The sequence below is a fragment of the Aquimarina sp. AU474 genome, from assembly GCF_900312815.1.
GTDB lineage: Bacteria > Bacteroidota > Bacteroidia > Flavobacteriales > Flavobacteriaceae > Aquimarina.
Genome location: NZ_OMPE01000008.1, coordinates 436,393 through 461,821 on the forward strand (window position 1 = coordinate 436,393; position 25,429 = coordinate 461,821).

General features: G+C 32.3%; 22 protein-coding genes and 3 tRNA genes. 17 read left to right on the forward strand and 8 right to left on the reverse strand.

Features of this window, described 5'->3' with window-relative positions:
• Positions 1-36: 36 nt before the first annotated feature.
• A complete protein-coding gene (locus DK508_RS11795) occupies positions 37-1,155 on the forward strand; it encodes a 4Fe-4S dicluster domain-containing protein (protein ID WP_109300962.1) in 1,119 nt (372 codons plus the stop codon).
• 82 nt (positions 1,156-1,237) lie between these two features.
• Positions 1,238-2,464 (forward strand): sulfate reduction electron transfer complex DsrMKJOP subunit DsrP, encoded by a 1,227-nt coding sequence (gene dsrP, locus DK508_RS11800; protein ID WP_109300963.1) that lies wholly within the window; start codon positions 1,238-1,240, stop codon positions 2,462-2,464.
• A 44-nt stretch (positions 2,465-2,508) separates the two neighbouring features.
• Here dsrP and DK508_RS11805 read toward each other — a convergent pair whose 3' ends face one another.
• Entirely contained in the window at positions 2,509-3,249 is a 741-nt protein-coding gene (locus DK508_RS11805) for an acyl-CoA desaturase (protein WP_109300964.1), read from the reverse strand.
• 69 nt (positions 3,250-3,318) lie between these two features.
• Positions 3,319-3,888 carry a Crp/Fnr family transcriptional regulator gene (locus DK508_RS11810; protein WP_109301331.1) on the reverse strand — a complete coding sequence of 190 codons (570 nt, stop codon included), beginning with the start codon at positions 3,886-3,888 and terminating at the stop codon, positions 3,319-3,321.
• Between the two features lie 125 nt (positions 3,889-4,013).
• Here DK508_RS11810 and DK508_RS11815 point away from each other — a divergent pair, with 125 nt between their 5' ends.
• The 5 genes from DK508_RS11815 to DK508_RS11835 all read left to right on the forward strand — a co-directional run bounded on the left by DK508_RS11815 (position 4,014) and on the right by DK508_RS11835 (position 9,456).
• Positions 4,014-5,339, forward strand: a complete 1,326-nt coding sequence (locus tag DK508_RS11815) for a DEAD/DEAH box helicase (protein ID WP_109300965.1) — start codon at positions 4,014-4,016, stop codon at positions 5,337-5,339.
• A gap of 21 nt (positions 5,340-5,360) precedes the next feature.
• Positions 5,361-6,671 carry a DEAD/DEAH box helicase gene (locus DK508_RS11820; protein ID WP_109300966.1) on the forward strand — a complete coding sequence of 437 codons (1,311 nt, stop codon included), beginning with the start codon at positions 5,361-5,363 and terminating at the stop codon, positions 6,669-6,671.
• 20 nt (positions 6,672-6,691) lie between these two features.
• Positions 6,692-7,750 (forward strand): AraC family transcriptional regulator, encoded by a 1,059-nt coding sequence (locus tag DK508_RS11825; RefSeq protein ID WP_109300967.1) that lies wholly within the window; start codon positions 6,692-6,694, stop codon positions 7,748-7,750.
• A gap of 123 nt (positions 7,751-7,873) precedes the next feature.
• Positions 7,874-8,287, forward strand: a complete 414-nt coding sequence (locus tag DK508_RS11830; protein WP_109300968.1) for a nuclear transport factor 2 family protein — start codon at positions 7,874-7,876, stop codon at positions 8,285-8,287.
• Positions 8,288-8,409: 122 nt separating this feature from the next.
• On the forward strand, positions 8,410-9,456 hold the full coding sequence (locus DK508_RS11835; protein ID WP_109300969.1) for a hypothetical protein: 1,047 nt from the start codon (positions 8,410-8,412) through the stop codon (positions 9,454-9,456).
• A gap of 156 nt (positions 9,457-9,612) precedes the next feature.
• Here DK508_RS11835 and DK508_RS11840 read toward each other — a convergent pair whose 3' ends face one another.
• Positions 9,613-10,512 carry a DMT family transporter gene (locus DK508_RS11840; RefSeq protein WP_109300970.1) on the reverse strand — a complete coding sequence of 300 codons (900 nt, stop codon included), beginning with the start codon at positions 10,510-10,512 and terminating at the stop codon, positions 9,613-9,615.
• Between the two features lie 167 nt (positions 10,513-10,679).
• A complete protein-coding gene (locus tag DK508_RS11845) occupies positions 10,680-11,846 on the reverse strand; it encodes a serine hydrolase (RefSeq protein ID WP_109300971.1) in 1,167 nt (388 codons plus the stop codon).
• 940 nt (positions 11,847-12,786) lie between these two features.
• On the opposite strand from DK508_RS11845, the gene DK508_RS11850 reads away from it, so the two are divergent.
• From DK508_RS11850 to DK508_RS21130, 4 genes are all read left to right on the forward strand, one after another.
• Positions 12,787-12,859 (forward strand) — tRNA-Asp (locus tag DK508_RS11850).
• Positions 12,860-12,869: 10 nt separating this feature from the next.
• Positions 12,870-12,941 (forward strand) — tRNA-Pro (locus tag DK508_RS11855).
• A 6-nt stretch (positions 12,942-12,947) separates the two neighbouring features.
• Positions 12,948-13,020 (forward strand) — tRNA-Glu (locus DK508_RS11860).
• A 63-nt stretch (positions 13,021-13,083) separates the two neighbouring features.
• Positions 13,084-13,260: a hypothetical protein gene (locus tag DK508_RS21130; RefSeq protein ID WP_160114671.1), complete on the forward strand. Its 177-nt coding sequence runs from the start codon at positions 13,084-13,086 to the stop codon at positions 13,258-13,260.
• A 303-nt stretch (positions 13,261-13,563) separates the two neighbouring features.
• On the opposite strand, the gene DK508_RS11865 is transcribed toward DK508_RS21130, so the two are convergent.
• Together DK508_RS11865 and DK508_RS11870 are read right to left on the reverse strand one after the other, a co-directional pair.
• Positions 13,564-15,801, reverse strand: a complete 2,238-nt coding sequence (locus DK508_RS11865; RefSeq protein WP_109300972.1) for an FAD/NAD(P)-binding protein — start codon at positions 15,799-15,801, stop codon at positions 13,564-13,566.
• A gap of 13 nt (positions 15,802-15,814) precedes the next feature.
• Positions 15,815-16,675, reverse strand: a complete 861-nt coding sequence (locus DK508_RS11870; protein ID WP_109300973.1) for a hypothetical protein — start codon at positions 16,673-16,675, stop codon at positions 15,815-15,817.
• Positions 16,676-16,799: 124 nt separating this feature from the next.
• Here DK508_RS11870 and DK508_RS11875 point away from each other — a divergent pair, with 124 nt between their 5' ends.
• The 5 genes from DK508_RS11875 (at position 16,800) to DK508_RS11895 (ending at position 22,782) form a co-directional block, all read left to right on the forward strand.
• A complete protein-coding gene (locus DK508_RS11875) occupies positions 16,800-18,833 on the forward strand; it encodes a sensor histidine kinase (RefSeq protein ID WP_109300974.1) in 2,034 nt (677 codons plus the stop codon).
• Positions 18,834-19,024: 191 nt separating this feature from the next.
• Positions 19,025-19,570, forward strand: coding sequence for an RNA polymerase sigma factor SigZ (gene sigZ / locus DK508_RS11880; protein WP_109300975.1), 546 nt, complete (start codon positions 19,025-19,027; stop codon positions 19,568-19,570).
• Positions 19,571-19,647: 77 nt separating this feature from the next.
• On the forward strand, positions 19,648-20,439 hold the full coding sequence (arsM, locus tag DK508_RS11885; RefSeq protein ID WP_109300976.1) for an arsenite methyltransferase: 792 nt from the start codon (positions 19,648-19,650) through the stop codon (positions 20,437-20,439).
• Between the two features lie 23 nt (positions 20,440-20,462).
• A complete protein-coding gene (locus DK508_RS11890; RefSeq protein WP_109300977.1) occupies positions 20,463-21,686 on the forward strand; it encodes a MalY/PatB family protein in 1,224 nt (407 codons plus the stop codon).
• Between the two features lie 52 nt (positions 21,687-21,738).
• Positions 21,739-22,782 carry an ArsO family NAD(P)H-dependent flavin-containing monooxygenase gene (locus DK508_RS11895; protein ID WP_109300978.1) on the forward strand — a complete coding sequence of 348 codons (1,044 nt, stop codon included), beginning with the start codon at positions 21,739-21,741 and terminating at the stop codon, positions 22,780-22,782.
• A gap of 43 nt (positions 22,783-22,825) precedes the next feature.
• On the opposite strand, the gene DK508_RS11900 is transcribed toward DK508_RS11895, so the two are convergent.
• Both DK508_RS11900 and DK508_RS11905 read right to left on the reverse strand, forming a co-directional pair.
• Positions 22,826-23,521, reverse strand: a complete 696-nt coding sequence (locus DK508_RS11900; RefSeq protein WP_109300979.1) for a LytTR family DNA-binding domain-containing protein — start codon at positions 23,519-23,521, stop codon at positions 22,826-22,828.
• The gene (locus DK508_RS11905) at positions 23,518-24,579 is read right to left on the reverse strand and encodes a sensor histidine kinase (protein WP_109300980.1); all 1,062 of its coding nucleotides are present in this window, start codon (positions 24,577-24,579) and stop codon (positions 23,518-23,520) included. Before DK508_RS11905 ends, DK508_RS11900 begins: the two co-directional genes overlap by 4 nt.
• A gap of 237 nt (positions 24,580-24,816) precedes the next feature.
• Between DK508_RS11905 and DK508_RS11910 the strand changes: the two genes are divergently transcribed.
• Positions 24,817-25,428: a YceI family protein gene (locus DK508_RS11910; protein WP_109300981.1), complete on the forward strand. Its 612-nt coding sequence runs from the start codon at positions 24,817-24,819 to the stop codon at positions 25,426-25,428.
• Position 25,429: the final 1 nt, after the last annotated feature.

The window sequence follows — 25,429 nt, forward strand, 5'->3', positions numbered from 1 at the left end:
ATATCTTATTATGATTTTTAATAAAAAGACAAAGATATGAGTGGGATTGGTAAATATTTTAAGTTGAATATGAATAGTGCTACCAAACAAACTTCGGGGTCTTGTAGTTGTGGTAATTCTTCAGGAGGATGCGGATCGAATAATCAAGATCAAATGAGTGATAAGGATTTTGATGCTGCCGTGGATGCTGCTATCGGTGATGAAAGAACAAAAGATGGTTTTGAGCAAGTTTTTGATGTAAAAATGGATCGTCGTACAGCATTCCGAAAATTAACAGCAAGCTTAGTGATAGGAGCTGGTGCAGTAAGTTCTTCGTGTAGCCTTACTACAGGAGAAAATAGTAAAGAAAAGGCGCAAATCGATTGGGAAGAACAGTTTAAAGGAAATTACAAATTAATGACAGATGAGGAGAAAAAAGGAACTGTTGATCGTTTGGTACGTTCTTATCAACTAAGAAAAGGAGAAAATATAAAAATGTCATCAACCAATGCGGTTAAGGATGTACTTTTTGGGTATGCTTTTAATATCTCAAAATGTCAGGGATATATGGATTGTGTAAATGCTTGCGTAAAAGAAAACAACCAAGATCGTAATTCTGAAATGCAATATATCCGTATTCACGAAATGAAAGACGGAGAAGGACTTAAGTTTAATGAAGCAGATGATAATTATTACCATGAAGTACCGGCTGAAGGTCATTTTTATATGGGTACACAGTGTTTTCATTGTGATAACCCTCCTTGTGTAGATGTATGCCCGGTACAAGCTACCTGGCGTGAAGAAGATGGTTTAGTTGTGATTGATTACGATTGGTGTGTGGGGTGTCGATATTGCATGGCAGCTTGCCCGTATGATGGACGCCGATTTAACTGGAGTACCCCCGAAGTACCAGAAGAAGAAATTAATAAAAATCAACACTATTTAGGAAATCGAATGCGTAAAAAAGGGGTGATGGAAAAATGTACTTTTTGTGTACAACGTTCTAGATCAGGTAAAGACCCTGCATGCGTAGAAGCTTGCCCAACAGGAGCAAGGATTTTTGGAAACTTATTAGACCCAAAGAGTACTATACGTTGGGTTTTAGAAAACAAAAAAGTATTTAGACTTAAAGAGGATTTAGGCACAGAACCTAAGTTCTGGTATTTTATGGATTAATGATTACAATATTAAAAAGAATTGTATTAAAGGGTATACTACTGGTAAGCATTAGCCTTACTCATTCAAAATAATAGTTAATATGAGTACACTAAAAGTTTTTAAAAGTTTAGTTAAAGATAGTCTGGATATCATTACTAGGGGCTCTATTAAATATCTTATCTGGATGGGTTTTCTAACATTTGTAATGTTAGCAGGGATGTATTGTTATTCAATACAGCTCGAAGAAGGACTTATAGTAACAGGAATGACAGATCGTGTAAGTTGGGGATTATATATTTCTAATTTTACATTTTTGGTGGGTGTTGCAGCAGCAGCAGTTATGCTGGTGATGCCGACTTATGTGTTAAAAGATATTGATTTTAAACAAGCTGTCTTGATCGGCGAAGGCTTAGCGGTTGCTGCATTAGTAATGTGTTTGGCTTTTGTTGTTGCTGATATGGGAGGACCATCGGTATTATGGCATATGATTCCGGGTATTGGAGTATTTAATTTCCCGGACTCGATGCTTGCCTGGGATGTAATTGTACTTAATGGGTATTTGTTTATAAATATAAGTATACCGTTTTATATTCTATTTAAACATTATCAGGGTAAAGAGGCTAATGCCAAAGTATATGTGCCTGGAGCCATTCTTTCTGTATTTTGGGCAGTGGGTATTCATTTGGTTACTGCTTTTTTATATCAGGGGTTACAGGCGCGACCATTTTGGAATAATGCTTTATTAGGCCCTAGATTCTTGGCATCAGCATTTGCGGCAGGACCAGCATTGATTATCTTGGTATTGGCCATTATAAGAACGTTCACATCCTTTAAAATCGAGGATAAAACGATCAAAAAGATTGCTCTTATTGTTACTGTTGCCGCGCAAATCAACCTCATTATGTTAGTTTCTGAACTATTCAAGGAGTTTTATTCACCAACACATCATAGCGAAAGTGCAATTTATTTATTTTTTGGACTTGAAGGCAAAACAGCACTATTACCTTGGATCTGGACAGCTATTTCACTTAATGTATTGGCTACGGTGTTACTAACGGTTAGTACATTACGTAACAATTTTAAAGTATTATACTTTTGTTGTTTTATGCTTTTTGTAGCTATTTGGATCGAAAAAGGATTTGGATTGATAGTACCTGGTTTTATTCCAGGACCGTACGGTAAAATTTCAGAATATATGCCAACAGGTATTGAGATAGGTGTTACCTTGGGTATTTGGGCACTGGGTGCATTTGTATTTACTATTCTTGCCAAAACTGCTATTGGTATTGAAACGGGAGAATTACGATTTAAAGCCAAAAATGATTGATTTTAATATCAATACTTTTTATTGTAGTATATACCAGATAACAATTATTCCTTAACTGTAACCGTTTTCAATCTAATAAAACCAAAAGTATTAAGTAGTTTTATAATCAAATATGTGATATCAATCTCGTACCATTTCACGCCAAAATTTGCCCTGCTAGCGTGTTTGTGATGATTATTATGATAACCTTCGCCCATCATTAAAAAATCAAAACGAAAAAGATTCTTACTCGTATTTTTCATTTTATAATTTGCATAGCCATAAATATGACCAAACCAATTAATGATTACGCCATGTATAGGGGCCATTAAAAAAGTTATGGGTAATAATAACCACTGCCATAATGAAGTGGTAAAGTATGCAAAAAATATAATGTAAAGCGTAATCCAAAGTACTCTAGAAAAGCGAGAACTTGCAAACATATCAAATCCTCTCCATTGCGGAACATTTTTGGTAAAACGTTGCTCAATTACGATACGTTGTTTGTTAATATCTTGATAAATTGTTTTTGTTCTCCACATCATTGCAAATAAATTAGGATCATGTGATGGAGAATGTGGATCCATATCAGTATCTGTGTATGCATGATGCATGCGATGCATAATACCATAACCATATGCACTTAAATAACTTGAACCTTGAAAAACCCAGGTTAAAATAAAGGTAATCCGTTCCATAGTTTTAGACATGGTAAATACTTGGTGTGCAGCGTATCGATGCAAAAAGAAAGATTGAAAAAACAGGCTTCCATACCAAAGTACCAAAACGAAAATAACAATCGTCATAACTTTTTTTTACAAAGATAATTTGATGTTATGAGTCAAACAATGAACCTAGATCAATTAAATTACACCTTATAAGCGTTTTCTAATTCTGCTTAACGCTTGGGCAGTAACACCAATATAAGAACTGATGTATTTTAAAGGAATCACTTTTAAGAGTTCTGGACGTTCTTTAAATAATTTTAAATATCGCTCCTCTGCTGTAAGATTTAATAAATTTTGTTCGCGCTTAGATTTTATCAAAAACAAACGCTCTGCTGTTAATCTACCAATGAGATTTCCTATTTGTGTGGTTTTATAAACCGCTTGTAAATCAGCATAACTAATACTTAAAATAGTAGTTTTTGTAAGTGCTTGTAATTGATATGCAGATGGTTTTTGAGTTAAAAAAGAATCATACGCGCTAATAAACTGATCTTTAAAACTAAAGCCAAACGTAATTTCTTTATCTGGGTTTTCTTTAGGAATATATAAGCGTACAACACCTGATTCAATAAAGGATATTGTATTTTCTATATCATTAAGTTTTAAAAACACTTCTTTTTTCTCTATCACCCTGCGATGCAATTTTGAAGTAAAAAAATCCCAATCTACTGTAGATATGGTGGCTATTTGATCTAGGTAGGCTTTTATTTGCTGCAAATCTTCTAATAATAGTGTGAACGTGCAAAGGTAACAATTCATATAGGTATAATAAAACATCTAAAAAATTACTATTGCGGCTATTATACTAGAAGTAGTAGCTATCTTTGCACAAAAATATTTCTATGTCAAAACAATTTTCTGAGATTGGTATTAATGCGCAATTACAACAAAGCTTATCCGCTTTGCAAATAACTGTACCTACAGATATTCAAAAGAAAGTAATCCCTGTTATATTAAATCAAAAAGATGATGTAGTAGCTTTAGCAAAAACAGGAACAGGTAAAACTGCCGCTTTTGGCTTGCCTTTATTACAACTTATTAACGTAGAAAAAACTAATATACAGGCTGTAATTTTAGCTCCAACTAGAGAATTGGGTAATCAAATTTATTCCAATTTAATTTCTTTTTCAGATAATATTCCTGAAATTTCTATTGCTTCTATTTGTGGAGGTGTACCTATAAAACCTCAAATAGAGCGTTTAAAAAGAGATACACATATTATTGTAGCCACACCAGGCCGTTTGGTAGATTTGGTAAAACGAGAAGCGATTGACATTAAAAATATCTCTTATTTTGTTTTGGATGAAGCCGATGAAATGGTCAGTGCTTTAAAAGAGGGCTTAGACAGCATAATAAAAGAGGTGCCAAAATCTAGAAGAACTTTATTATTTACGGCTACAATGCCGGGTACTATAAAACAATTGGTTCAAAATTATATGTCTAAACATGTGGTACATGTTGAGGCAGATATGACTACATTAGGACATCAAGGTATAGATCATCAATATGTAGTTGTAGAGCCTATTGAAAAATTGGATGTATTACTTCATTTTTTAAATTCTAGAAAAGGTGAAAGGGGAATTATTTTTTGTAAAACTAAGGCCGCAGTTAATAAGTTGGCAAAAAACTTAGCAATCAATAAATTTTCTTCTGGTTCAATACACGGTAGTTATGCTCAGAGTATTCGTGACCGTACTATGGAACAATTTAGAAACGGATCAATTCATATTTTGGTGGCTACGGATTTAGCCGCTCGTGGTATTGATGTTAAAGAGATTTCTTATGTTGTAAATTATCATTTGCCCGATACTTACGAAGCTTATGTACATAGAAGTGGTCGTACTGCTAGAGCAGGAGCAAAGGGACTATCGTTAACAATAATACAACAAGAAGAAGTAGAAGATATTGCAGATTTTGAAGATGTATTGAGAATTGTTTTCAATAAATTTAAAAAAGCAGATAGTCAAAGTATTGAAGAAAATAATGGGCTTTTGTGGGCAAGAAAAATATTTAAAACAAAGCCCAATCATAATGTATCTGAAGATTTTAAAACAGAGGTAAAAACAATATTTCATCATTTAACAAAAGATGAATTAATAGAAAAGGTATTGGCAAATTATTTGGCGCAAACAAGTAGTTCTAGTTCAAAATCAAAACCCACAAAGTAGAAATAGAATAAGTAATTCGATATGGCGAATAGTATTAAATCGCAAAAGGATATTTTATCAAAATTAAATATCCAAACGTTAAATCCTATGCAGGAGGAAGCTCTTTTAACAATATCATCCGCTGCAAACACGGTTTTATTGTCTCCAACAGGAACAGGTAAAACAGTTGCTTTTTTATTACCCACAATCAATGATTTAAGTATTGATTGCGACAATGTACAATTACTTATTTTGGTGCCTTCACGTGAGTTGGCTATTCAAATAGAGCAGGTGATTCGTCAGATGGCATCAGGTTTTAAGGCTAATGTGGTTTATGGTGGTAGGCCGTTTGCCAAAGATAAAATAGAGCTTAATCATACTCCGGCTATACTTATAGGAACACCGGGTCGTGTTGGGGATCATTTAAGGCGTGAAACATTTTTAGTCGAGGATATAAAGACTTTGGTGTTAGACGAATTTGACAAATCGTTGGAAATCGGTTTTGAAAAGGAAATGAGTGAAATATTAGCTAATCTTACACATTTAGAAAAACGTATTTTAACCTCTGCAACTCAGGACATAGAGATTCCTGATTTTGTAGGTTTAAAGAACGAGATAATTATTGATTATTTAGATACTCAAATTTCTAATTTAGAGATAAAAAAAGTAGTATCTCCAGATAAAAATAAACTACAAACCCTAGTTGATTTATTGTGTCATATTGGAAATAAACCAGGAATTATATTCTGTAATTTTAAAGATACTATTCGATTTGTTAGTGAGTTTTTAGATGAGAATAATATTGCTCATGGCTGTTTTTATGGCGGAATGGAGCAAATTGAACGAGAACGAGCACTTATTAAGTTTAGAAATGGAACACATCAAATCATGATTGCTACTGATTTGGCAGCACGAGGATTAGATGTTCCTGAGTTAAATTATATTATTCATTATCAATTACCACTAAAAGCTGAAGAATTTACTCATAGAAATGGTAGAACAGCAAGAATGAATGCAGAAGGAACTGCCTATGTATTACAATGGACAGATGAGTATTTACCAGAATTTATAAAGACATCACAAATCGTAAAACTTAATGATGGATTCACCAAAATAACCCCGCAATGGGCTACTATATTCATTTCTGGAGGAAGAAAAGATAAAATTTCTAAAGGAGATATTGCTGGATTATTCTTTAAACAAGGAAGTTTAGAGAAGAATGAATTGGGTATTATAGAATTAAAACATGATTGTGCTTTTGTGGCTGTACCGAAAACAAAAGCTGAAACAATTGTCGGAAAAATAAACAATACTCGCTTAAAAAAGAAAAAAGTACGAGTAAGAATCATATAGTCTATCAAGAGCATCAGAAAATGAATTTCGAGGATCAACTTTTATTTTTCTTTAGTGCATTAGGAGCTTTTAATGGTCTTTTTTTAAGCTTATACTTTGCCTTTTTTATTAAAAATAAAAACAAAGCAACCTATTTTCTTGCAGCTTTACTATTTGTGATCAGTGTACGAGTTACCAAATCTGTTTTTTTAACATTCTACCCTGGTACATCTTCTGCATTTGTAAGTGTAGGATTAACAGCTTGTTTTCTTATTGGTCCTTTTTTGTACTTATATATCAAAATAGCTATCAAACCAGATAGTATTGGTAAATGGGCTTGGTTGATTCATGTAGTTCCGGTTGTTATTTTTATGATTGTTATCGGTATTTTATACCCATACAGGGCATATTCAGGATTATGGCGACGAATACCTCCTGGGATATTTGGTATCCTATTATTATCACAATGGACCATTTATGTCATGCTAGCGATATATCAAGCAAAAGGTTCGTTTAAAAAACTTTTTTCCAGAACAGAAAAAATTACAACACTAGATTTTTGGATTATTAATATTGTAGTTGGTGGATTTCTAATTTGGTTAGCCTATAATACCACTACCTATACATCCTACATTGTAGGAGCATTATCTTTTTCGTTTACATTTTATATTACGGTCATAATTTGGTTTTTTAAACGTAGAAAAAGTGCATTATCTTTTCTTACACCTTCTGTTAAATATGCTAACAAAAAAATTGATACTGGTAAAGCAACATCTATAGATAGTAAGTTGAAAACTCTTTTTCAAGAAAAAGAAATCCATTGTAACCCAGGTTTAAAGCTTTCGGATGTAGCGAGCTTATTAAACATAAAACCCCATGAACTTTCTCAATATTTTAATGACAATTTAGGAATTAGCTTTTCTAATTATGTGAATACATATAGGATAGCTTCTGCCGAAAATATGCTTCAATCTAATGATAAACTCACTTTAGAAGCTATAGGAAATGAATGTGGTTTTAAATCTAATTCTTCTTTTTACACAGCCTTTAAGAAAATTAAAGGAATAACACCGGCACAATTTAAAAAGTCCTTGAAATAAGAATGTTTTTTCTTCGGAATTATAAATCCGAAGACCATTTTACTTAAATGCTGCCTATTTTTCATTTCTTTCAAATAGTTTCGTAAAAAGAATAACATTCATCAATCTTAAAAAATCGAACAAATGAAAAGAATAATCGTAATCATTCTAATAGTAACAGGCATTCAAAAAAGTGTAGCTCAATCCGACAAGGTTTTAGTAACAAATACGCTTATGGATTATATAGAAGGAACATCAAATGGTGAACCAGATAGAATAAAAAGAGCTTTCCATAAAGACTTACATCTATATTCTATTGCCAATGATTCGTTAAGATCACTTTCTGGTCAAAAATACATTGGCTATTTTAAAAAAGGACAAAAACACGATCGTATTGGTAAGATTGTATCTATAGATATTGTAAATGATGCCGCTATGGCCAAGGTAGAAATTGATTTTCCTAGCAAAAAACGATTGTACACAGATTTTATGATGTTACTAAAAGTAAACGGAAAATGGAAAATCATCCACAAATCATATACATTTATAAAGTACTAAGCAATGGATTGTATATAGAATTAAAACAATCATGTTAACCTTTTGAGGGTATACTCATAAAGTAATAAAATATTAACTAATATTTTTTTGACATCAATTATTAACTCTTAAAAATATTAAAAATGAGTACAGTTTATACACCCGAAGAACTTAGAGTATCACTTGAAACTCCAGCGGATATTAATTCATCTTTTCAAGGAAGAAAATTAATTAAATTAGCTCCAAATACAACTTTCGAATTAGATAAACCTATTTGGATTAGAAAGAAAATTATTTTAGATGGGCAAGGATCTAGAATTGTAATGAAAAGTAGTGGTTCTTGTTTAATAATAGGAGAAGATTACTCTAAACCTGATGCCTTTCGAAACCCTAGATATGATTCAACTTTTAGTACGATTCGGAACCTTGATTTAGTGCGTGAGGATAATTTAACTCAGTCGGGTATGACTGGTATCCTTTGCAGATGCCATGGGCTTAGGTTAGAAAATATTAGATTTCTGCATTGGGAAACAGGAGTACAAGTCGAGGGCCATGCAAATATAAGTAACTCAAATAATACAAGTCTTAGGGATTTATACTTTTTTGACTGCCATACAGCATTAAGATTTACTGGTGTTGATGCGAGTGTAGCAACGGTTGATCATTGTGAAATTATTAGTTGTAACACCGGAATAGAGCTATTGAATATATCATATAGTGTTATTTCAAATCTTTATACAGAGGGGACAAAAATACCTATTAAATCTGGTCATAATTATGCTACTTGGGTAGGCTGTGGTTCCGAAAATGCTCATCTTACTAAAGAATTTATTGGTGGTACCGTACTAGGAGGCAACTTAGTATCGGGTGCTAGAAAAATAAATGCGTTAGGAGACAGAATAGGTAGAGGGGACAGTAGAATACAATTTACCATGACAAAACCTAATAACTCTAAAGAAGGAGTTAGAGTATTTATTCCAGGAAATTTTGAAGGTACTCCAAGTCCACTTCAGTTTATACAAATAGAGAATGAGTTTCCAAATGATCCTGATCGAAGAAACAATGTGAGACATGGAATAGTATATGTTGAGAACGAGAACTCAAATCCGCAAGATGTTCAAAGGAAATATATATTGGGAACACAATCTTGGAAAATAGAACCAAATGGTTGTGAATGGGATGTGGTTTAGTAATAATTAATAAAAGGATTCAATTTAGTAGAGTTACATTTGGTGTAATTATATATATATAGACTCAATAAATGATACGAATCTCTACTTCACCTGTATTAAGATATAAGTGAAGTAGAGGTGGATATTATGAAATGATAATGTATCTTGAATAATCTACGAATACAAAATCAAAAATACTCCAAGCATAATACCTAGTAGTGGGACTAATTTTTTACGTTTATTTTTTTCTTTGAAGACAAGACCTCCTATAACCACGGCAATTAGTATTTGACTTCTTTTTATAGCAGATAGCAACATGATTAATGCATCAGGATCTTGCAAGGCTCTGAAATAAAAATAATCTGCCGCTTGTAATAAAATACCAACAGCTATAATAGTCCACCGCCATTTAAACTCTTTACGTTTTTGGGCATTGGGAAACCATGTTACTGATAAAATACCCAATAATATTAATACAGTATATGAACAAAACCAGAATTGCAAGGTTTGTGGATTTAACTCTAGGCTCTGGATTAAAAACTTATCATATAAACCACTAGAAGCTCCTAAAAATGTCGCTCCGATAATAGCAAAGATCCATTTATTTCTCTTAAAATTAATTCCCTCTTTTTTTCCAATTTTGGAATATAATAGTACCGAGAAAATAATTAGAAAAAAACCAATCCATTGCAAGAAATTAGGTTTCTCTTGATAAATTAAGATAGCACCAATAAAAGTGAAAAATGGACCAGCAGAGCGTATAGGAGTAACAATTGTTATTGGTAAATGCTTTAAAGCTTGATACGCCAATACCCAGGATGTTGTCATGATCATTGATTTTATAAAAATAAAACCGTGAGTCTCCCATGATATAGGTGTAATATGGAATCCTATTTTTTGGGTATATTCAGGAAAGTAAAGTGAGCCTATAAAAAAGGGTAGGAGTACTAAAAAACCTGAACCAATTGTTCCCAAAAGCACGGGGAATACTTCGTTTCCTTGTACCGCATGTTTTTTACATAGATTATGTAATCCTAAAAAAAGAGCTGCCAAAAGACCTAAATACATCCACATGGCGCGAATATAGGTTTTTAGCCCATTTTGTAATTAAAAAAACCGCTACTATTTATGCCCCTCATTTCTTAACTTTAATTAAAAAAACTATACATTGAATATCGGATAACCCAAAAAGCTTCAACACTAATGTATTGAAGCTTTTTAATTATTGATGTTAAGTAGAATTACTGTTTTAAAAGAAAATCTATTAAGTTTTTATTGAATTTGTTTCTATTTTCTGAATTGGTAAAAAACACATACCCAACTTTATTCTCTTGATTGAACATGTATAATGCTGTATTACTTAAATTATCACCACCATGAGAATAATTGAGTCCATACGTAGATTCTTCAATAACAATTCCCAATCCATAATTACGTTTTTTTGATTTTTTCGTTGCTAATGAAATTGATTGTATTTTTAGTAACTCGTTAAAGCTCTTTTTTGATAAAATCTTAGAGTTCATTATTCCTATTAGAAAATTAGCATATGCTTTTGATTCCGTTTGTAAACTGGCAGAAGCTTTGAAATTGGGGTCTTTAGCACTGTTACTATACCCTTTATTTACTTTCCCATTAAAATGACCATCAACACGATGTTTTTGGATGTAATCATTCCAAACAAAACTACTGTTATTCATATGTAGAGGTTCGAAAATCTCATTTTTAATAATGTCTTGTAGTTCATTCTTTTTTACACCTTTTAGGTGCGCTATTACATTAGCCAAATATTCGTAACCTTCTCCTGAATATTGAAATTTAGTTCCAGGCTCAAATAGGATAGTTAGCTTATTATTTGGATTGTAATTTCCTTGTTGATCGAGAAACCTCCAGTTAGGAAAGCCACTGGTATGTGATAATACCATTCTAGCAGTGATTAATTTGTAACGTGGATCATATGCGATATCAGGATACTCCATATAATTGTATAAAGGCGTATCGAGATTAAGAAGTCCGTCGTCTATCATTTTCAGGGTAAAAAAACTAAATACTGTTTTGGACATAGAAGCAGCATCAAATATGGATTTGGAATCTACTTTTTGTTTAGAGTCTATATTTGTAACACCTAGAGCATTGTGATATGCTATTTTACCATCATTAACAAATGCAATAGATAAACCTGGCATATGCAATGAATCCATTTGATGTTGTATAAAAGCATCCATTTTTGATTTAGAAATGTAATGGTTATTAAAGGAGCGTATAGAATCTTCATTTTCAAGCCTGATTTGTTTTGTTTGAATATCTATACAAATATTTGAGGTAGTTGCATAAAACGATGTAGAAGTTAGTACTGTTAATAAACAGGCATACAACAAATGCCTTGATTTTGTCTTTTGGTAATGAAACATTTTTGATTTTTTTGATTGATTTATATGGTACAGACATGATAGTGAACATTTTGTTACACTATGGTATATTAAACAAATAAAGCCTATTCATTTGGGAGCATTTAAATTAGCAATGCATACATTGGTGGAGCCTATATGATTAACCATTTTTCATAAAAACATACTAATCTTGTAAATAAATTTGGAAATTAAGCCATAAATTATCCATATTTGTATAATAAATGACATTAAATAGAATATATACCGAACCGAAAGTACTGTTGAGTCAGTGCGATTATCGAAGGATTAATAAATTATCCAATCGAAACGGGACGTTGTATAGCTATTTTTGAACATTTTATGAAGTGATTTAAAACAAAAACTAGATATAACAATAAGCGTCCAAGAAATTGGACGCTTTTTTTATGAATTATTTTGTCAAACATGAATAGAAGTTAGTTAGCACATAAAGAATAGTATTTGGAAAGTAAGCATCAGGGAGACAGACGATTGCCAAAATATCCAAAATCCGTTGGAAAACGGACAGGGATTCCTATATCTATTTTTAAATGTAACTATCTGGTTATCAATAAAATAAATTAAAAAAATGTTTGCGAATTAAAAAAAAGTTTTCATCTTTGCATCGCAATCATAACAAAAAATAATAATCAATATTGCATTACTATAATTAATATAAAACGTATAAAAATGACACCGAATAGTTCTCTACATATTTTAAATCGCCTCTTTACTGAGCAAAGAGAATATTGTTCTGATAAGAATATAAAAGGTGTCTGTTTTATAGAAAAGATGATGATAAGAACATAGCTTATACATACATCAAAATATATAAGAAGACGCCCGAATAAGGCGTCTTTTTTTATTGTCATATTTCATATAGACATATTAATAATCGAGTATTGGAGGTATTGAGTTTTCGAATCCTACTACTTCCACAATGAGTACCGTAGCACAATGGTTAGTGCACCCGACTGTCTCTCGGAAGGTTGCAGGTTCGAATCCTGCCGGTACTATAATACTTATCTGGGGGTATAACAATGGTAGTTTATCCGCCTTGGACACGGGAGGGTATAGGTTCGAGTCCTGTTCCCCAGACAAATTGCTCCATTAGCATAGTGGTTTAGTGCATCCGGCTTTCTACCGGAAGACAAGGGTTCGATTCCCTTATGGAGTACAAAATGAGGTATAAACTCAGTGGATTTTTTAAAATAATGTATAACCAATTCATCTAATTATTATGGAAACTAATTTTACTATTACCAAAGGTAAAAAGAAAGGTTTGAAACTTTTGATTAATAGAGTATTATCAAAATGGGTTTCAAATTACATTGAAGCCATGAGTAAGGCTTTATACCCTCCAGAAACTAAAGGAGTACAAAGTAAAAATGATAGACATCGCATTTTTTACAAGTGATTTTTTAATGAGCATAATTATACTTTGTTGTATTAATTAATTTCTATGTTATCATTAAAACAAACTTTCGAATTTAATAGAAAATAATTTGGAGTTTGAAATAGTTGCCTTGCTATCATTGGGGTAGGTGGCAAGGCTTCAATAATGAATCTCTATGTTATAGACCTAAGTAATGATGTATATCTTTTGAATTTTTATACAATTTGAAGAAAGATATATCCTCTATGAATAGGTAGGTGTGATAAAAAAGCACCAGTTTTTATAACTGGTGCTTTTTTATTTTGAAAACATACTTACGTGATATTATTTTAACTGCACTCCAGAAAATATTTCTGTTTCACTCGGTAATTTAAGTTTATCCCTAATTACTTGACCAGCCTGAAGGCCTGCAATAATAGCCCCTTCATAATATCCCACATTAACACCAAAATTGATCCAATCCCCAGTGATTATAAGATTATCAAAACCAGATTCATTGGCCTTAAGGCGATATTTGTTGGATCCAGGAAGCGATAATGTATATCTATCCGTTGGGTTTACATTAGCTCTAAAAAATTGTGTTTTTAATCTTTCATAATCTGTTTTTGCTTGTTTAGAAAAATCATGAATTACATCGAGTTTCATTCCTTCAGGATACTCTAATGTAGTGGCATTCGGGAAGAACCAACCCATTTTATCTTTCAACCATTGTTCTGAAACACGCATGATCCGTTCTAATTGCTCATGAGGGTAATTATGATCTGAATATGGAGGGATCACTTCTGGATCTAGAAATGATCCGGTATAGTAGATCAATACTCCTGGTTCATCATCTTTCCAATCTTCATATGGCATAACCTGCGACATATCAATGAACGAATATTGGGGATTGGCATACGTTACCAAGTTTGGTAATGCCCCCTCAGGAAAGCCCCAATCGGGTAAATTCATGCCTAACTCTTTTAATGTAGGCTTGATCCATAACTGCATAGACATGGTTGGGATACTCTTTACATGATTATACATGTCTCGCCAAGCTTGGTTATTGTCAATAATCTCTTTACAAATACCTTCGTTCCCGCCTAAAACATCAATAGGAATACCCAAAACCACATAATCAAAATCTTTACCTTTTTCTAAAGATACTTTGCCTACATTCTCCCAATTACACCATGCTTCTTCAAGATCATAATTACCTTCCTTAAGTGCTTTAGCTTGTTGATCATCTATTTGATCATACAACGGTTCTCCTGGCCATACATCTAGATCTTTGAACTTATAAGTAGGATTGTAAGTACCATTCTTTAAGGTTACTTGCTCTACCATAGATACCTTTTCTATTGCGCCAGAATCAGAGTGATGTACCTGTTCTACCTTATGAAAGAACTTAAATTTTACTCCTCTGTTTTTAAGCACCAAGTAAATAGGGGTGATCATTGTATCTGCAGTTCCAGCTTTAAATTTCCATACGAAAGACCCTTTATATCCTGCAGAATTAGTTAGGAAATGAAGCCCAACTCCAGCAGCTAAATATCCTTGTTGATCAGATCCCGTTAGGTTGTGAAACGTTCCTGTGTATAGAAACCTCACCATGGCAGAACTTAACAATCGTTCACTCGCTCCATGATTTTTGAGCCATTCTCTATAATCCAAATCATTGATGCGTTCATAATCTAACTCATGAGTTTCTGGATTATATACATCCTCAAATGTTCCCTTCATATTTACAAGCCCAAATTCTACGAATACAGCTAGCCAATAGAAGTATTCGTTGTGATCGGCTATAGAATCAATAAGCTTAGTCACCCATTTTGAAAGTAAGTCGAGTAGCTCTTTGATCATAGAATGATGATCTTTTCGTTGTGCATCATCGTGATTCTCATTAGTTAATTTTTGAACCAATTCGGAGATATAATTCAATAGTTTCTCACCTTCATGCTTAAAGATTTTATCTTTTACAAACTCCTCAAATTTAGATTTAAAACTTGCCCAAAGCGTATGGTGTTCTGGCGGTTTAATTTCTTTTACAGATGCGGATGCCATACTTACCAGATTATCCTTGTTTGGATCTGTACCAAACAAAATTTCGGCAATTAGACCTATGGCCTTGTGAATAATGGCTGAAAAAGGAAGTGGTCCACCTTGACCAGGTATATATTCGTTAGATGGAAAAACAATGTTCTTTTTGATCCATTTATTAGTCTTAGGATCAAAGTGGGTGAGTAGGGTAGTATCTTCTCGATCAAAACCATCATCCCAAGATTTAAAAGGACTATTAGGCATTAAATTATACTGTTCGCATTCTTTGTATGAGTCTTGTATTAATCTGAAAGCATTTTCATACCACCCTTGTGCAATGTGAATACCATGCTCTTGAATTCTTTCATTTGGACCTCTACCGGTAGCCGTTTTACCACCAAGTCTCCATCCCATTTGATAAATAGTGATGTCATAATGATCTTGCCAGTTTTCGTATGAGCTTAGTTCATAGGCAGTTGTTAGAGATGACATACCACTACCTAGTATGGCTATTTTCTTTTTGTTCTTTTCTGTGTTTTGCATCAGTTTATTAATTTTAAGGAGTATGGATTTTTTTAGCTATTAATGTATTATTGAAATGTGTTGAATTTAATTCACTTCTGTCAATGGGGTAAAGAGGTTTATTGTTTTTGATATATTTTAATAGTATAGGGGAGTTGTTCCATTTGGCAGCTTCTGCATATAACTCATCTAAATGTGGTAAAATAAACAGCTTGTCAAAAACATCTTCGATTAGCCCTATTAAATTATGAGCACGATGCGTAACGTATTGAATATCTTTTTTTGATAAAGGGTAATGACTAGGGTAAAAAGCTTCGATATCGGTTATAATGGAAACAGCGCACCCACGAGGATTACCAAATATTTTACCTAACACTCCAAAGTTTACCCCTTCAACCATTGATTGGGCATACAATACACGATAGAGCACAATATTCATAAAATATTGCTCGTAAATATTTTCTTTAAATGCTAACGTATCTGCTTCTTGATACCCTGCAATAATACTCGAGTTATGAGCACGATACCAAGAACATTCATTGGGTGTATTGATAAACTCCAACCAAAAGTTAACTGCGACAGGAAGTCCTATAAATGTCTCGCCAGATTCTTTGATCAATTGAGCAAGGGTTGCCATATATAGAAAATGACTATTTACGGCTCTCCACCAAGGACTACCAGGATGTTGTGCATGTATAGGGTTGAGTGTACCTCTTTTAATTTCCCAGTTTATAAATGCTAATTCAGAATTTCCTAAACCTTCTTTTCTTTTAATAAAAGGATCTCCGTATTTTTGATAGAATTCGTACCTTAATTTATAGCGACCTTGTGGGTTATCAGAGACATTAAGTACAATTCCTTTGGCTTTTTCCTTAAGTATTTCAAGTTTGTTCATATATTAGTGAAAAGGTTTATAAACTTACAAGTAAAATTTAGATATTTTAGAAAATTCAAGGAGTATAATTTATAAAATTTCCTAGTTGAGTAAAAATGATTTCTCAAAATATTAAACATTAAGAATGACAACTTATTTCAAATACTATTTAGGGATCTTATCCATTTTATTATTGTCTTCTCTTAATTCAATTAGTCAAACCACTGTTCTTTTACATGAATCTACAGAGCTGCAGGATATTGGAATGCAAACTCATTATCTAGAAGATGTATCTCTCAAATTATCGATTGAAGAAATCATCAATAACAATCTTGATTCTGATTTTAAAGCATTTACACAGGAAACTTTAAATTTTTCTAGTACAGCATCGGCCTATTGGGTAAAATTTAATGTAACAAAAACAGTCCCTGGTAATTTTTACCTCAATGTTGGCTCGGCCTATATTGATTCGATATCTCTTTATGAATTTAATGAGGCAAATCAATTAATTTCTACTAGACATACAGGTGATGATTTACCTTTTAATAGTCGTGAAATAGAAGTAGGTAATTATCTATTTGCTCTTGATTTTGAAGTTAACAATACTCGAACTTTTTATTTAAGGGTAAAGAGTGATCAGCCCTTGTTTTTTCCTCTTCGAGTAGGAACATTACCTCAATTTTTAAGCTACGAGCATGATTTAGATTTTTTACAAGGTATGTATTTTGGGTTCATGCTGATGATATTTTTATATAACCTCTTTCTGTATTTTTCGACCCGAGAAAGGATATATCTTTATTATATAGCTTATGTATTTAGTATTACCTGGTTTATGGCTTCGGTATTTGGGTATTACTTTGAATACTTCTGGCCTAATATCCCTTTTATAAATCAAATTGTGGTCGTTAGTTCTGGACTCACGATGATTACCGCTACTTTATTTACACAAAAGTTTTTAAACACTAAAGAATCAGGTTCTATTATGCATAAGGGATCCATGGTGTTTCTTGTAATAGGTATTTTGGTATGTGCACTTGTGTTGTTAGGTTTTAAAATAGAAGGTTTAAAGTTAGCACAAGGTGGACTACTTATTATGGCAGCATACTTCCTTATTCTAGGTATTCGGTTTAAATTAAAAGGGTACAGGCCAGCCAAATACTACTTATTGGCATGGGGTGCTCTTATCGTTGGTATTTGTTTTGCTATTCTTGAATCTTTAAATCTCACTTTTGTAATGTCGTACCTCAATGCCATGCAAATTGGTTCTGCTCTCGAAGTATTATTACTTTCATTTGCTCTAGGAGATCGTATTAATATGTATAAAAAGCAAAAAGAAGATGCGCAATTAGAGGCATTATTAACTGCAAAGGAAAATGAACGATTAATTCAAGAACAAAATGTTATATTAGAGAAAAAGGTTCAAGAAAGAACCGCAGAGGTTGCCTCTCAGAACGAGGAACTGGTTAATCTTAATAAGGAAAAGGATATGTTGGTTAACGTAGTTGCTCATGACCTTAGAACTCCTCTGAGTCATATCCGATTATTAATACAATTAATTGATGTTACCTCGTTACACTTAACTAATGATCAGAAATCGTATTTGACAGAAATTGATAACTCGGCAGATCGCCTTAAGCAAATGATTGGGCGTATCTTAAATATACATGCTTTAGAGACCAATAGGGTTAAATTAATGAGTCAAGTTATTGATTTGGTAGAATTGGTAAATTATGTAGTGCGCTGTTTCCGTCTTACAGCAGAGGAAAAAGAAATTGAAATGATTATCACATCGGAATCAGGGAATCATTTTGTAGAAGTGGATAAAAATTATATGATCCAAGTGCTAGAAAATTTGGTTTCTAATGCGATCAAATTCTCCGAAAGAGGAAGCAAAGTAATACTTCATGTAAAATCTTATGAAGACAGAACATATGTTGTGGTCGAAGATCAGGGGCCTGGTATTAGCGAAGAAGATCAAAAGAAACTATTTGGTAGGTTTCAAAAACTTAGTGCGCAGCCTACAGAAGGTGAAGCATCAATTGGCCTAGGGTTATCGATCGTTAAAAAATATATAGAATCGATGAATGGTGAAATTCACTGTGAAAGCGAATTAGATGTTGGCACTAAATTTATTATCTCTTTCGAATCTAAAGATCATTTGGAAAAAATTGAGGATTAATGTTCTTATAAAAATAATGAAACATAAGTTCCAATTAGATAGGATACTATATAAAATATATTGACTGTAGCGTATTCGAAAAACAGGCTAGCATTTGATTTAAAAAGTTTTATATTTTTTTTGCTAATAAATTTTGCGTCTTTTTTTATTCTTTGCGTCTTTAAATAAATCAAAGATTTATTTTTACTACTATGAGTAATGAGATTATACACGTTTGGAACGATATGAATGGTCGATTAACAAATTTTGTTAACACAAAAGTAAAGGATCCCGAACTTTCTAAAGATATTGTGCAAGATGTTTTTTTAAAAGTGTTTACGAAATTTGATACTTTAAAAAATAAAGAAAAATTAGTATCATGGATTTATCAAATTACTAGAAATGAAATCATATCGCATTTCAGGAAAATTAAATTTAATAGCACTTCAAAAGAAGTAGAAGCAGAGGAATTTTCAGAAGAAATACTTACATCAGAGCTTATACATTGTATAAACCCACTAATTAATTCACTTCCCGAAAAATATAAACAGGCAATTGTATTGGCAGACTTAGAGAATGTATCGCAAAAAGAAATTGCTAATCAATTAAATATTTCATATTCGGGAGTAAAATCACGAGTACAACGAGGGCGGGAGATGCTTAAATCTGCTTACGAAGAGTGTTGTGTTATCTCTGCAGATGTTTATGGTGATGTAATAGATTACAAGGTTAAAAACTGTAGTAAAACTTGTGATTAAAACTTTTTTTGCGTCTTTTATTTCATGTGACGTCTATAGAGTGAAAATCAATAAAACACTTTGTAAATAGATATATTATGTCACAAGAAATTAAAGAACAAGTAAAAGAAGCGTATGCAAGAGTTGCAAATTCTGGAGAAGGATGTGGTTGTGGACCAACATCATGCGGATCACCGGCTCAAGATTGGACGCTTAGTGAAAGTTATGCCTCTGTAGAAGGTTATGAAGCTGAAGCTGATTATGCTTTAGGTTGCGGAATTCCAACAGAGCATGCCAAAATTAAAAAAGGACAAACCGTTCTTGATTTAGGTTCAGGAGCCGGAAATGATGTTTTCATTGCCAGGCAAATTGTTGGAGAAAAAGGTCATGTTATTGGTATCGATATGACCGAAGCAATGATTGAAAAAGCCAATAAAAACAAACAAAAATTAGGGTATACCAATGTAGATTTTGTTTTAGGTGAAATTGAAAACTTACCATTAAAAGAAAATAGTATTGATGTTGCTGTGAGTAATTGTGTTTTGAATTTAGTTCCTGATAAAAAGAAGGCCTATCAAGAAGTATATCGCGTCTTAAAAGCAGGCGGTAATTTTAATATGTCTGATATTGTTCTTAAAGGTGATTTACCTAAAGGTATCAAAGAAGCTGCCGACATGTATGCAGGTTGTATATCTGGGGCACTACAACAGGAGGATTATATTGAAGCCATAAGGGATGCTGGTTTTAAAAACATTACAATTACTAAAGAACGAGAAATTGAAATGCCAGATGATATATTACTACAATATGTTTGTTGTCCCGAGGAATTAGAGAAATATAAAGCAAGTAATAATGCTGTTATTAGTCTTGGTGTTTATGCGGAGAAATAATAATTGTAAAAGTATAGAAGGATATGAGTCAATTTGATAAAATACATACAGTCGAAAACAATTTCGCAAAGAGTAATCCAAATTATTTAAAAGGCATGTTTGGCACTACAGATGTAATGCCATTATGGATCGCTGATATGGATTTTGAAATAGCAAAGCCAATACAAGAAAGTCTACAAAAATTGGTTGCAAGAAATATCTATGCGTATGAATTTGATACTGAAAATGTTTTTAAAGCAATTACAGATTGGAACGTAAAACGACATCAATTACAATTAGACTCTAAAAGGTTTATACAAGTAACAGGAGTACTCACAGGAATTTCAGTGTTGATTAAAGAACTGTCAGACCAAGGTGATGGTATTATGGTACAAACACCTGTTTATCATCAATTTTTTAAACTTATTGAATCTGCCGGTAGAACGGTAGTTAGTAATCCATTAAAGGTTGAAGATGGTCATTACCAAATGGATTTTGAAGATATAGAACGTAAGCTTAAAACATTGAATGTAAAAGTTATATTATTATGCAATCCTCATAACCCTGTTGGTCGTGTATGGACAAAAGAAGAGTTGCAAAAACTGGTAACTATTGCAAATACGTATGATGTAACCATTATTAGTGACGAGATACATGCTGATATTGTTTACTCTTATGCCAAATTTAATAGTATTGCCTCTATAGTTAATGGTAAAAATCATATTGCCGTTCTAGGATCACCTGCAAAAACATTTGGCATGCAAAGTATTTCTAATGGATATATGTATATACCAAATCAAGAAACGCAGCAACTTGTAAAAAAGACAGTAACTTCGATGTATTTGGATCATGGTAGTATTCTTACCGCTAATGCCACAATTGCTGCGTACACTCAAGGAGAAGAATGGCTAGATGATTTATTAATTTATCTTGAGAAAACACTTAATTGGATTCAAGATTTTGCACATAATGAATTACCAGAGGTTACTTTATTAAAACCAGAAGGAACCTATCAGGTTTGGTTAGATTTTAGTAAATTAAGTTTGTCAGATGATGCTTTAGAGCATTTAATTATTAAACAGGCAAAATTGGCTTTAACGCCGGGAAGTTGGTTTGAAAGTTCGCACACACAATTTATGCGAATGAACATAGCTTCGCCTTTAGAAAAAATTCAGCAAGCCTTTTATCAATTAAAAAATGCTATTGATACGGGTCTAGATATTTCTTTTAATGAAGCAGGTAAAACTGAAAATGATTGTTCATGTTAGAATGTAAAGAGATACCATAATCTTATCTAGTCTTATTTTTTGAAAATGGAGTATGAAAGTATACGATACACTTATTATTGGCGGCGGGCAGGCAGGACTTTCTGTGGCCTATTTTCTAAGGCGCAAAAATCATGATTATTTGATTTTGGATGATCAGAGTAAGGCGGGAGGGGCGTGGTTACAAACCTGGGATAGTCTTGCTTTGTTTTCACCAACAGAATATAGTTCTCTTTCGGGATGGGCAATGCCAAAAAGTGAAAACGAATATCCCAAAAAGAATGAATTTATAGATTATCTAGAACAATACGAAGTTAGATATAATATGGCTATACAAAGAAATACAAATGTTATTTCTGTAAATAAAGAAGCGGATTTGTTTAAAGTTGAAACCGATAGAGGTATGTTTTACAGTAAAACATTAGTAAGTGCTACAGGTACTGCAAAACAACCTTTTATTCCTAATTATCCCAATCAAGATATTTTTGAAGGGAAACAATTACATTCAATAACCTACAAAAATGCCAATGAGTTTGCCAGAAAGAAAATATTGATTGTAGGCGGAGGAAATTCAGGCGCTCAGATTCTAGCTGAAGTTTCTAAAGTAACTCAAACGCAATGGATAACATTAGAGACCCCATATTTTTTACCAGATGATATCGATGGAAGATATTTGTTTCATGCTGCTACCCAAAAATTTTTAGGAAAGCCAATAGATAATTCTTCTGATATTAAAGCTTCATTAAGTAATATAGTGATGGTGTCTAGTGTTAAAGAAGCAAGGAACAGAAATGTATTGCATGCAAAACGCCCTTTTACATCGTTTTATAAAGAAGGTGTTATTTGGCAGGATGGCACAAAAGAACCTTTCGATGTAGTGATTTGGTGTACTGGTTTTAAAGCAAATTTAGAACACTTAAAACCTTTAGATATCATTGAGAATGATCGTATAAAGACTAATCATACACGCGCTGTAAAAGAGCCAAAACTTTGGCTGGTGGGTTATGGCAATTGGACAGGATTTGCATCTGCCACTATCTATGGTGTTGGAAAAACTGCTCGACAAACAGTTAAAGAGCTTTCTGAAGAATTATCATAAAATTCTTGGTGATGTAAATATCAAATGAAGAACCATTTAAAAATTACTCAAAGTATATCATATTATGCTTGTAGCTATTACCAATAGGGATTTCAATTTTATGTATTTCTAAGTCGTGTTTTGTAAATGCAGTTATTTTCGTTTTATTAACGATGTACGAACGATGAATTCTGATAAAACGATTATCTATTCGTTTTTCAAAACTTGAAATACTCTCTTTTATCGTTAGTGTTTCATTGGTAAAATGAATCTTGATATAATCTTTTAAACTTTCAATATATAGCACATCATCAAAAAACACACGAATTTGTTTTTTGGCCTTGTTTACAAATATACTTTCCTTGTCTTCATAGGTATCAGTAGTATCCCTAGATGTAGTATTTTCCTGTAACTTCAAAAACTTTTGGATAGCAGAGAAGAAACGTTCAAAAAAAATAGGTTTCAATAAATAGTCCACAGCATTTAATTCAAAGCCATCCAGAGCATAATCACGATATGCTGTGGTAAAAATCACTTCGGGCTTGTACATGAGGTTTTTAAAAAAGTCGATGCCCTTTAATTGAGGCATTTCAATATCCAAAAACAATAAGTCAATTTTAGTTTCTGCTAATATAGTACTGGCTTCTAGAGCACTCTTACAAGAAGACACTAACTCAAAGTTAGGAAGTTTTTCCAAATACGTTTCGATTAATTCTCTAGCCAAAGGCTCGTCATCTATTATTAAACAACTATAGGTCATATTAGATCTAATTTTAAACGTGCAGAAAAAGAATTTGAACCGTTGTTGATAATCAAATCATGTGTTTTAGGATAAAGTAATTCTAATTGTTCTTTTATATTCTTTAATCCTATAGATGTTGTTTTTTCTTTTTCTTTTATCACTTGAGGCACACTATTTTTTATTGAAAAGACTAATTGGTCATTTTCTTTTGAAATTTGGATTTCGATATTTGCTTGATTAATCTCTTGAGCTACACCATGTTTGAAAGCATTTTCGATAAAAGTTAGCAACAACAACGGTGCAATTTTTTCATCCCCACTTACGTGTTGCGTAAAGGTTATTTTTACTCTATCACCATATCGTATTTTCTCTAAAGATAGATAATTGTTAATGAGTTCTATTTCTTTATGAAGTGTAACATAGTCATCATTACACCGGTATAAAATATAGTCTAAAATGTGAGATAATTTTTCAATGACCTTTGATGTATCATCAGATTTTTTAAGTGTTAAGGCATGGAGATTATTAAGAGTGTTAAATAAAAAATGTGGATTTAGTTGATGTTTTAATGCTGCTAATTCGGCTGTTTTTTTTTGCTCATTTAGCTTTAACAAGTGTTGTTTTTCTAAGTACAGTTTTAATACTAATAACAAAAATGTTGGATATAATAAATACAGGGATTTTGATATAAACTCACTAATGTTGGTCAGTCTTCCCGAAAATGAAGTATCATGAAAACGCTTTATATAATTAGTATATGTAGAAGGAAAAGCAATTTCAAAATAATGTATATAAATTAAGGTGCAAATACAATAAAAGATAAGTAGTGTAGTAATTATTGATATGGTAAAAATGGTAGTTTTTCTCTTATTTAAAAAATAGGGAATTAAAAACTCTATAATAATAAAGGCCATTGCTATTTGCAAAGTCGTGCGAATGCAGTATGTAATAAGCAATTCATGAGTTGTATTGTAATACCAGCTCGAAGACGATACAGAAAACACAAAAATCAATACTCCAAACACTAGGTATTTTAATCTTGAAGTCTCTATAAGTTTTTGAAGTCTTTGTAGCATTAGTCATTTGTTTGTTGTAAAAATACAAATCTTACTCGTTTGATTACTTAGAGATCTATCAATACTAATTTCACGATGTCCAAAATGCAGTTGATGTCGACGAAATTATTTAAGACTATCAATCCACTATTCGACATCATTAGAGGCTTATCTATTGGCTTCATAAATAATGAGCAGCTTCTTCAATTAATTTGCCCAAGAATTAAAAAAGTAAACAAAATTTAAACGTATTTAAAAATGAAAAGTATTCAAAATGCATTGGTATCAACTGGTAAAATGAGTTTTGTGTTTTTAACACTTCTACTAACTTCATTACCTATAGTCGCTCAAGAAAACTCATGGAAGATAGATCCTAATCACTCTACCATAGATTTTGAAATCTCTTATTTTAAAATTGGTGAAATCAAAGGTTCATTTGAAAATTATTCGGGTTCCTTCATTGAAAAAGATGGTGTAATTTCTGAAGTAAGTATAACAATAAATACCGCTTCAATCAATACCAATCAAGCAGACAGAGATAAACATTTAAAATCAAAAGATTTTTTTAATACAGATGAGTATTCAGAAATACAATTTAAGAGTACCAACATTACTAAAACTAGTACCAATGTATATGAAGCAAAAGGGCAATTTACAATGGGAGGTATTACGAAAACAATTTCGTTAAAACTTTTGGATAAAGGGAGTTACGTGCATCCAAGATTTAAAACTACAAATAAATTTATCAGCGTTATCGGTATTATACTTCGTGAAGATTTCGAAATAGGAACAAATTATGCTCCTGCAAAATTTGCGCTGGGTAAAGAGGTTGATCTCATTTCAGAAATCCATATTGTAAAAGAAAAATAAG

Coding starts and splice junctions, on each gene's coding strand:
- DK508_RS11805 (WP_109300964.1), bottom strand. CDS start 3,249: ATGACGATTGTTATTTTCGTTTTGGTACTTTGGTATGGAAGCCTGTTT.
- DK508_RS11875 (WP_109300974.1), top strand. CDS start 16,800: ATGACAACTTATTTCAAATACTATTTAGGGATCTTATCCATTTTATTA.
- DK508_RS11830 (WP_109300968.1), top strand. CDS start 7,874: ATGAAAAGAATAATCGTAATCATTCTAATAGTAACAGGCATTCAAAAA.
- DK508_RS11895 (WP_109300978.1), top strand. CDS start 21,739: ATGAAAGTATACGATACACTTATTATTGGCGGCGGGCAGGCAGGACTT.
- DK508_RS11795 (WP_109300962.1), top strand. CDS start 37: ATGAGTGGGATTGGTAAATATTTTAAGTTGAATATGAATAGTGCTACC.
- DK508_RS11865 (WP_109300972.1), bottom strand. CDS start 15,801: ATGCAAAACACAGAAAAGAACAAAAAGAAAATAGCCATACTAGGTAGT.
- dsrP (WP_109300963.1), top strand. CDS start 1,238: ATGAGTACACTAAAAGTTTTTAAAAGTTTAGTTAAAGATAGTCTGGAT.
- DK508_RS11835 (WP_109300969.1), top strand. CDS start 8,410: ATGAGTACAGTTTATACACCCGAAGAACTTAGAGTATCACTTGAAACT.
- DK508_RS11910 (WP_109300981.1), top strand. CDS start 24,817: ATGAAAAGTATTCAAAATGCATTGGTATCAACTGGTAAAATGAGTTTT.
- DK508_RS11900 (WP_109300979.1), bottom strand. CDS start 23,521: ATGACCTATAGTTGTTTAATAATAGATGACGAGCCTTTGGCTAGAGAA.
- DK508_RS11890 (WP_109300977.1), top strand. CDS start 20,463: ATGAGTCAATTTGATAAAATACATACAGTCGAAAACAATTTCGCAAAG.
- sigZ (WP_109300975.1), top strand. CDS start 19,025: ATGAGTAATGAGATTATACACGTTTGGAACGATATGAATGGTCGATTA.
- DK508_RS11840 (WP_109300970.1), bottom strand. CDS start 10,512: ATGTGGATGTATTTAGGTCTTTTGGCAGCTCTTTTTTTAGGATTACAT.
- DK508_RS11820 (WP_109300966.1), top strand. CDS start 5,361: ATGGCGAATAGTATTAAATCGCAAAAGGATATTTTATCAAAATTAAAT.
- DK508_RS11845 (WP_109300971.1), bottom strand. CDS start 11,846: ATGTTTCATTACCAAAAGACAAAATCAAGGCATTTGTTGTATGCCTGT.
- DK508_RS11870 (WP_109300973.1), bottom strand. CDS start 16,675: ATGAACAAACTTGAAATACTTAAGGAAAAAGCCAAAGGAATTGTACTT.
- DK508_RS11825 (WP_109300967.1), top strand. CDS start 6,692: ATGAATTTCGAGGATCAACTTTTATTTTTCTTTAGTGCATTAGGAGCT.
- DK508_RS11905 (WP_109300980.1), bottom strand. CDS start 24,579: ATGCTACAAAGACTTCAAAAACTTATAGAGACTTCAAGATTAAAATAC.
- arsM (WP_109300976.1), top strand. CDS start 19,648: ATGTCACAAGAAATTAAAGAACAAGTAAAAGAAGCGTATGCAAGAGTT.
- DK508_RS21130 (WP_160114671.1), top strand. CDS start 13,084: ATGGAAACTAATTTTACTATTACCAAAGGTAAAAAGAAAGGTTTGAAA.
- DK508_RS11815 (WP_109300965.1), top strand. CDS start 4,014: ATGTCAAAACAATTTTCTGAGATTGGTATTAATGCGCAATTACAACAA.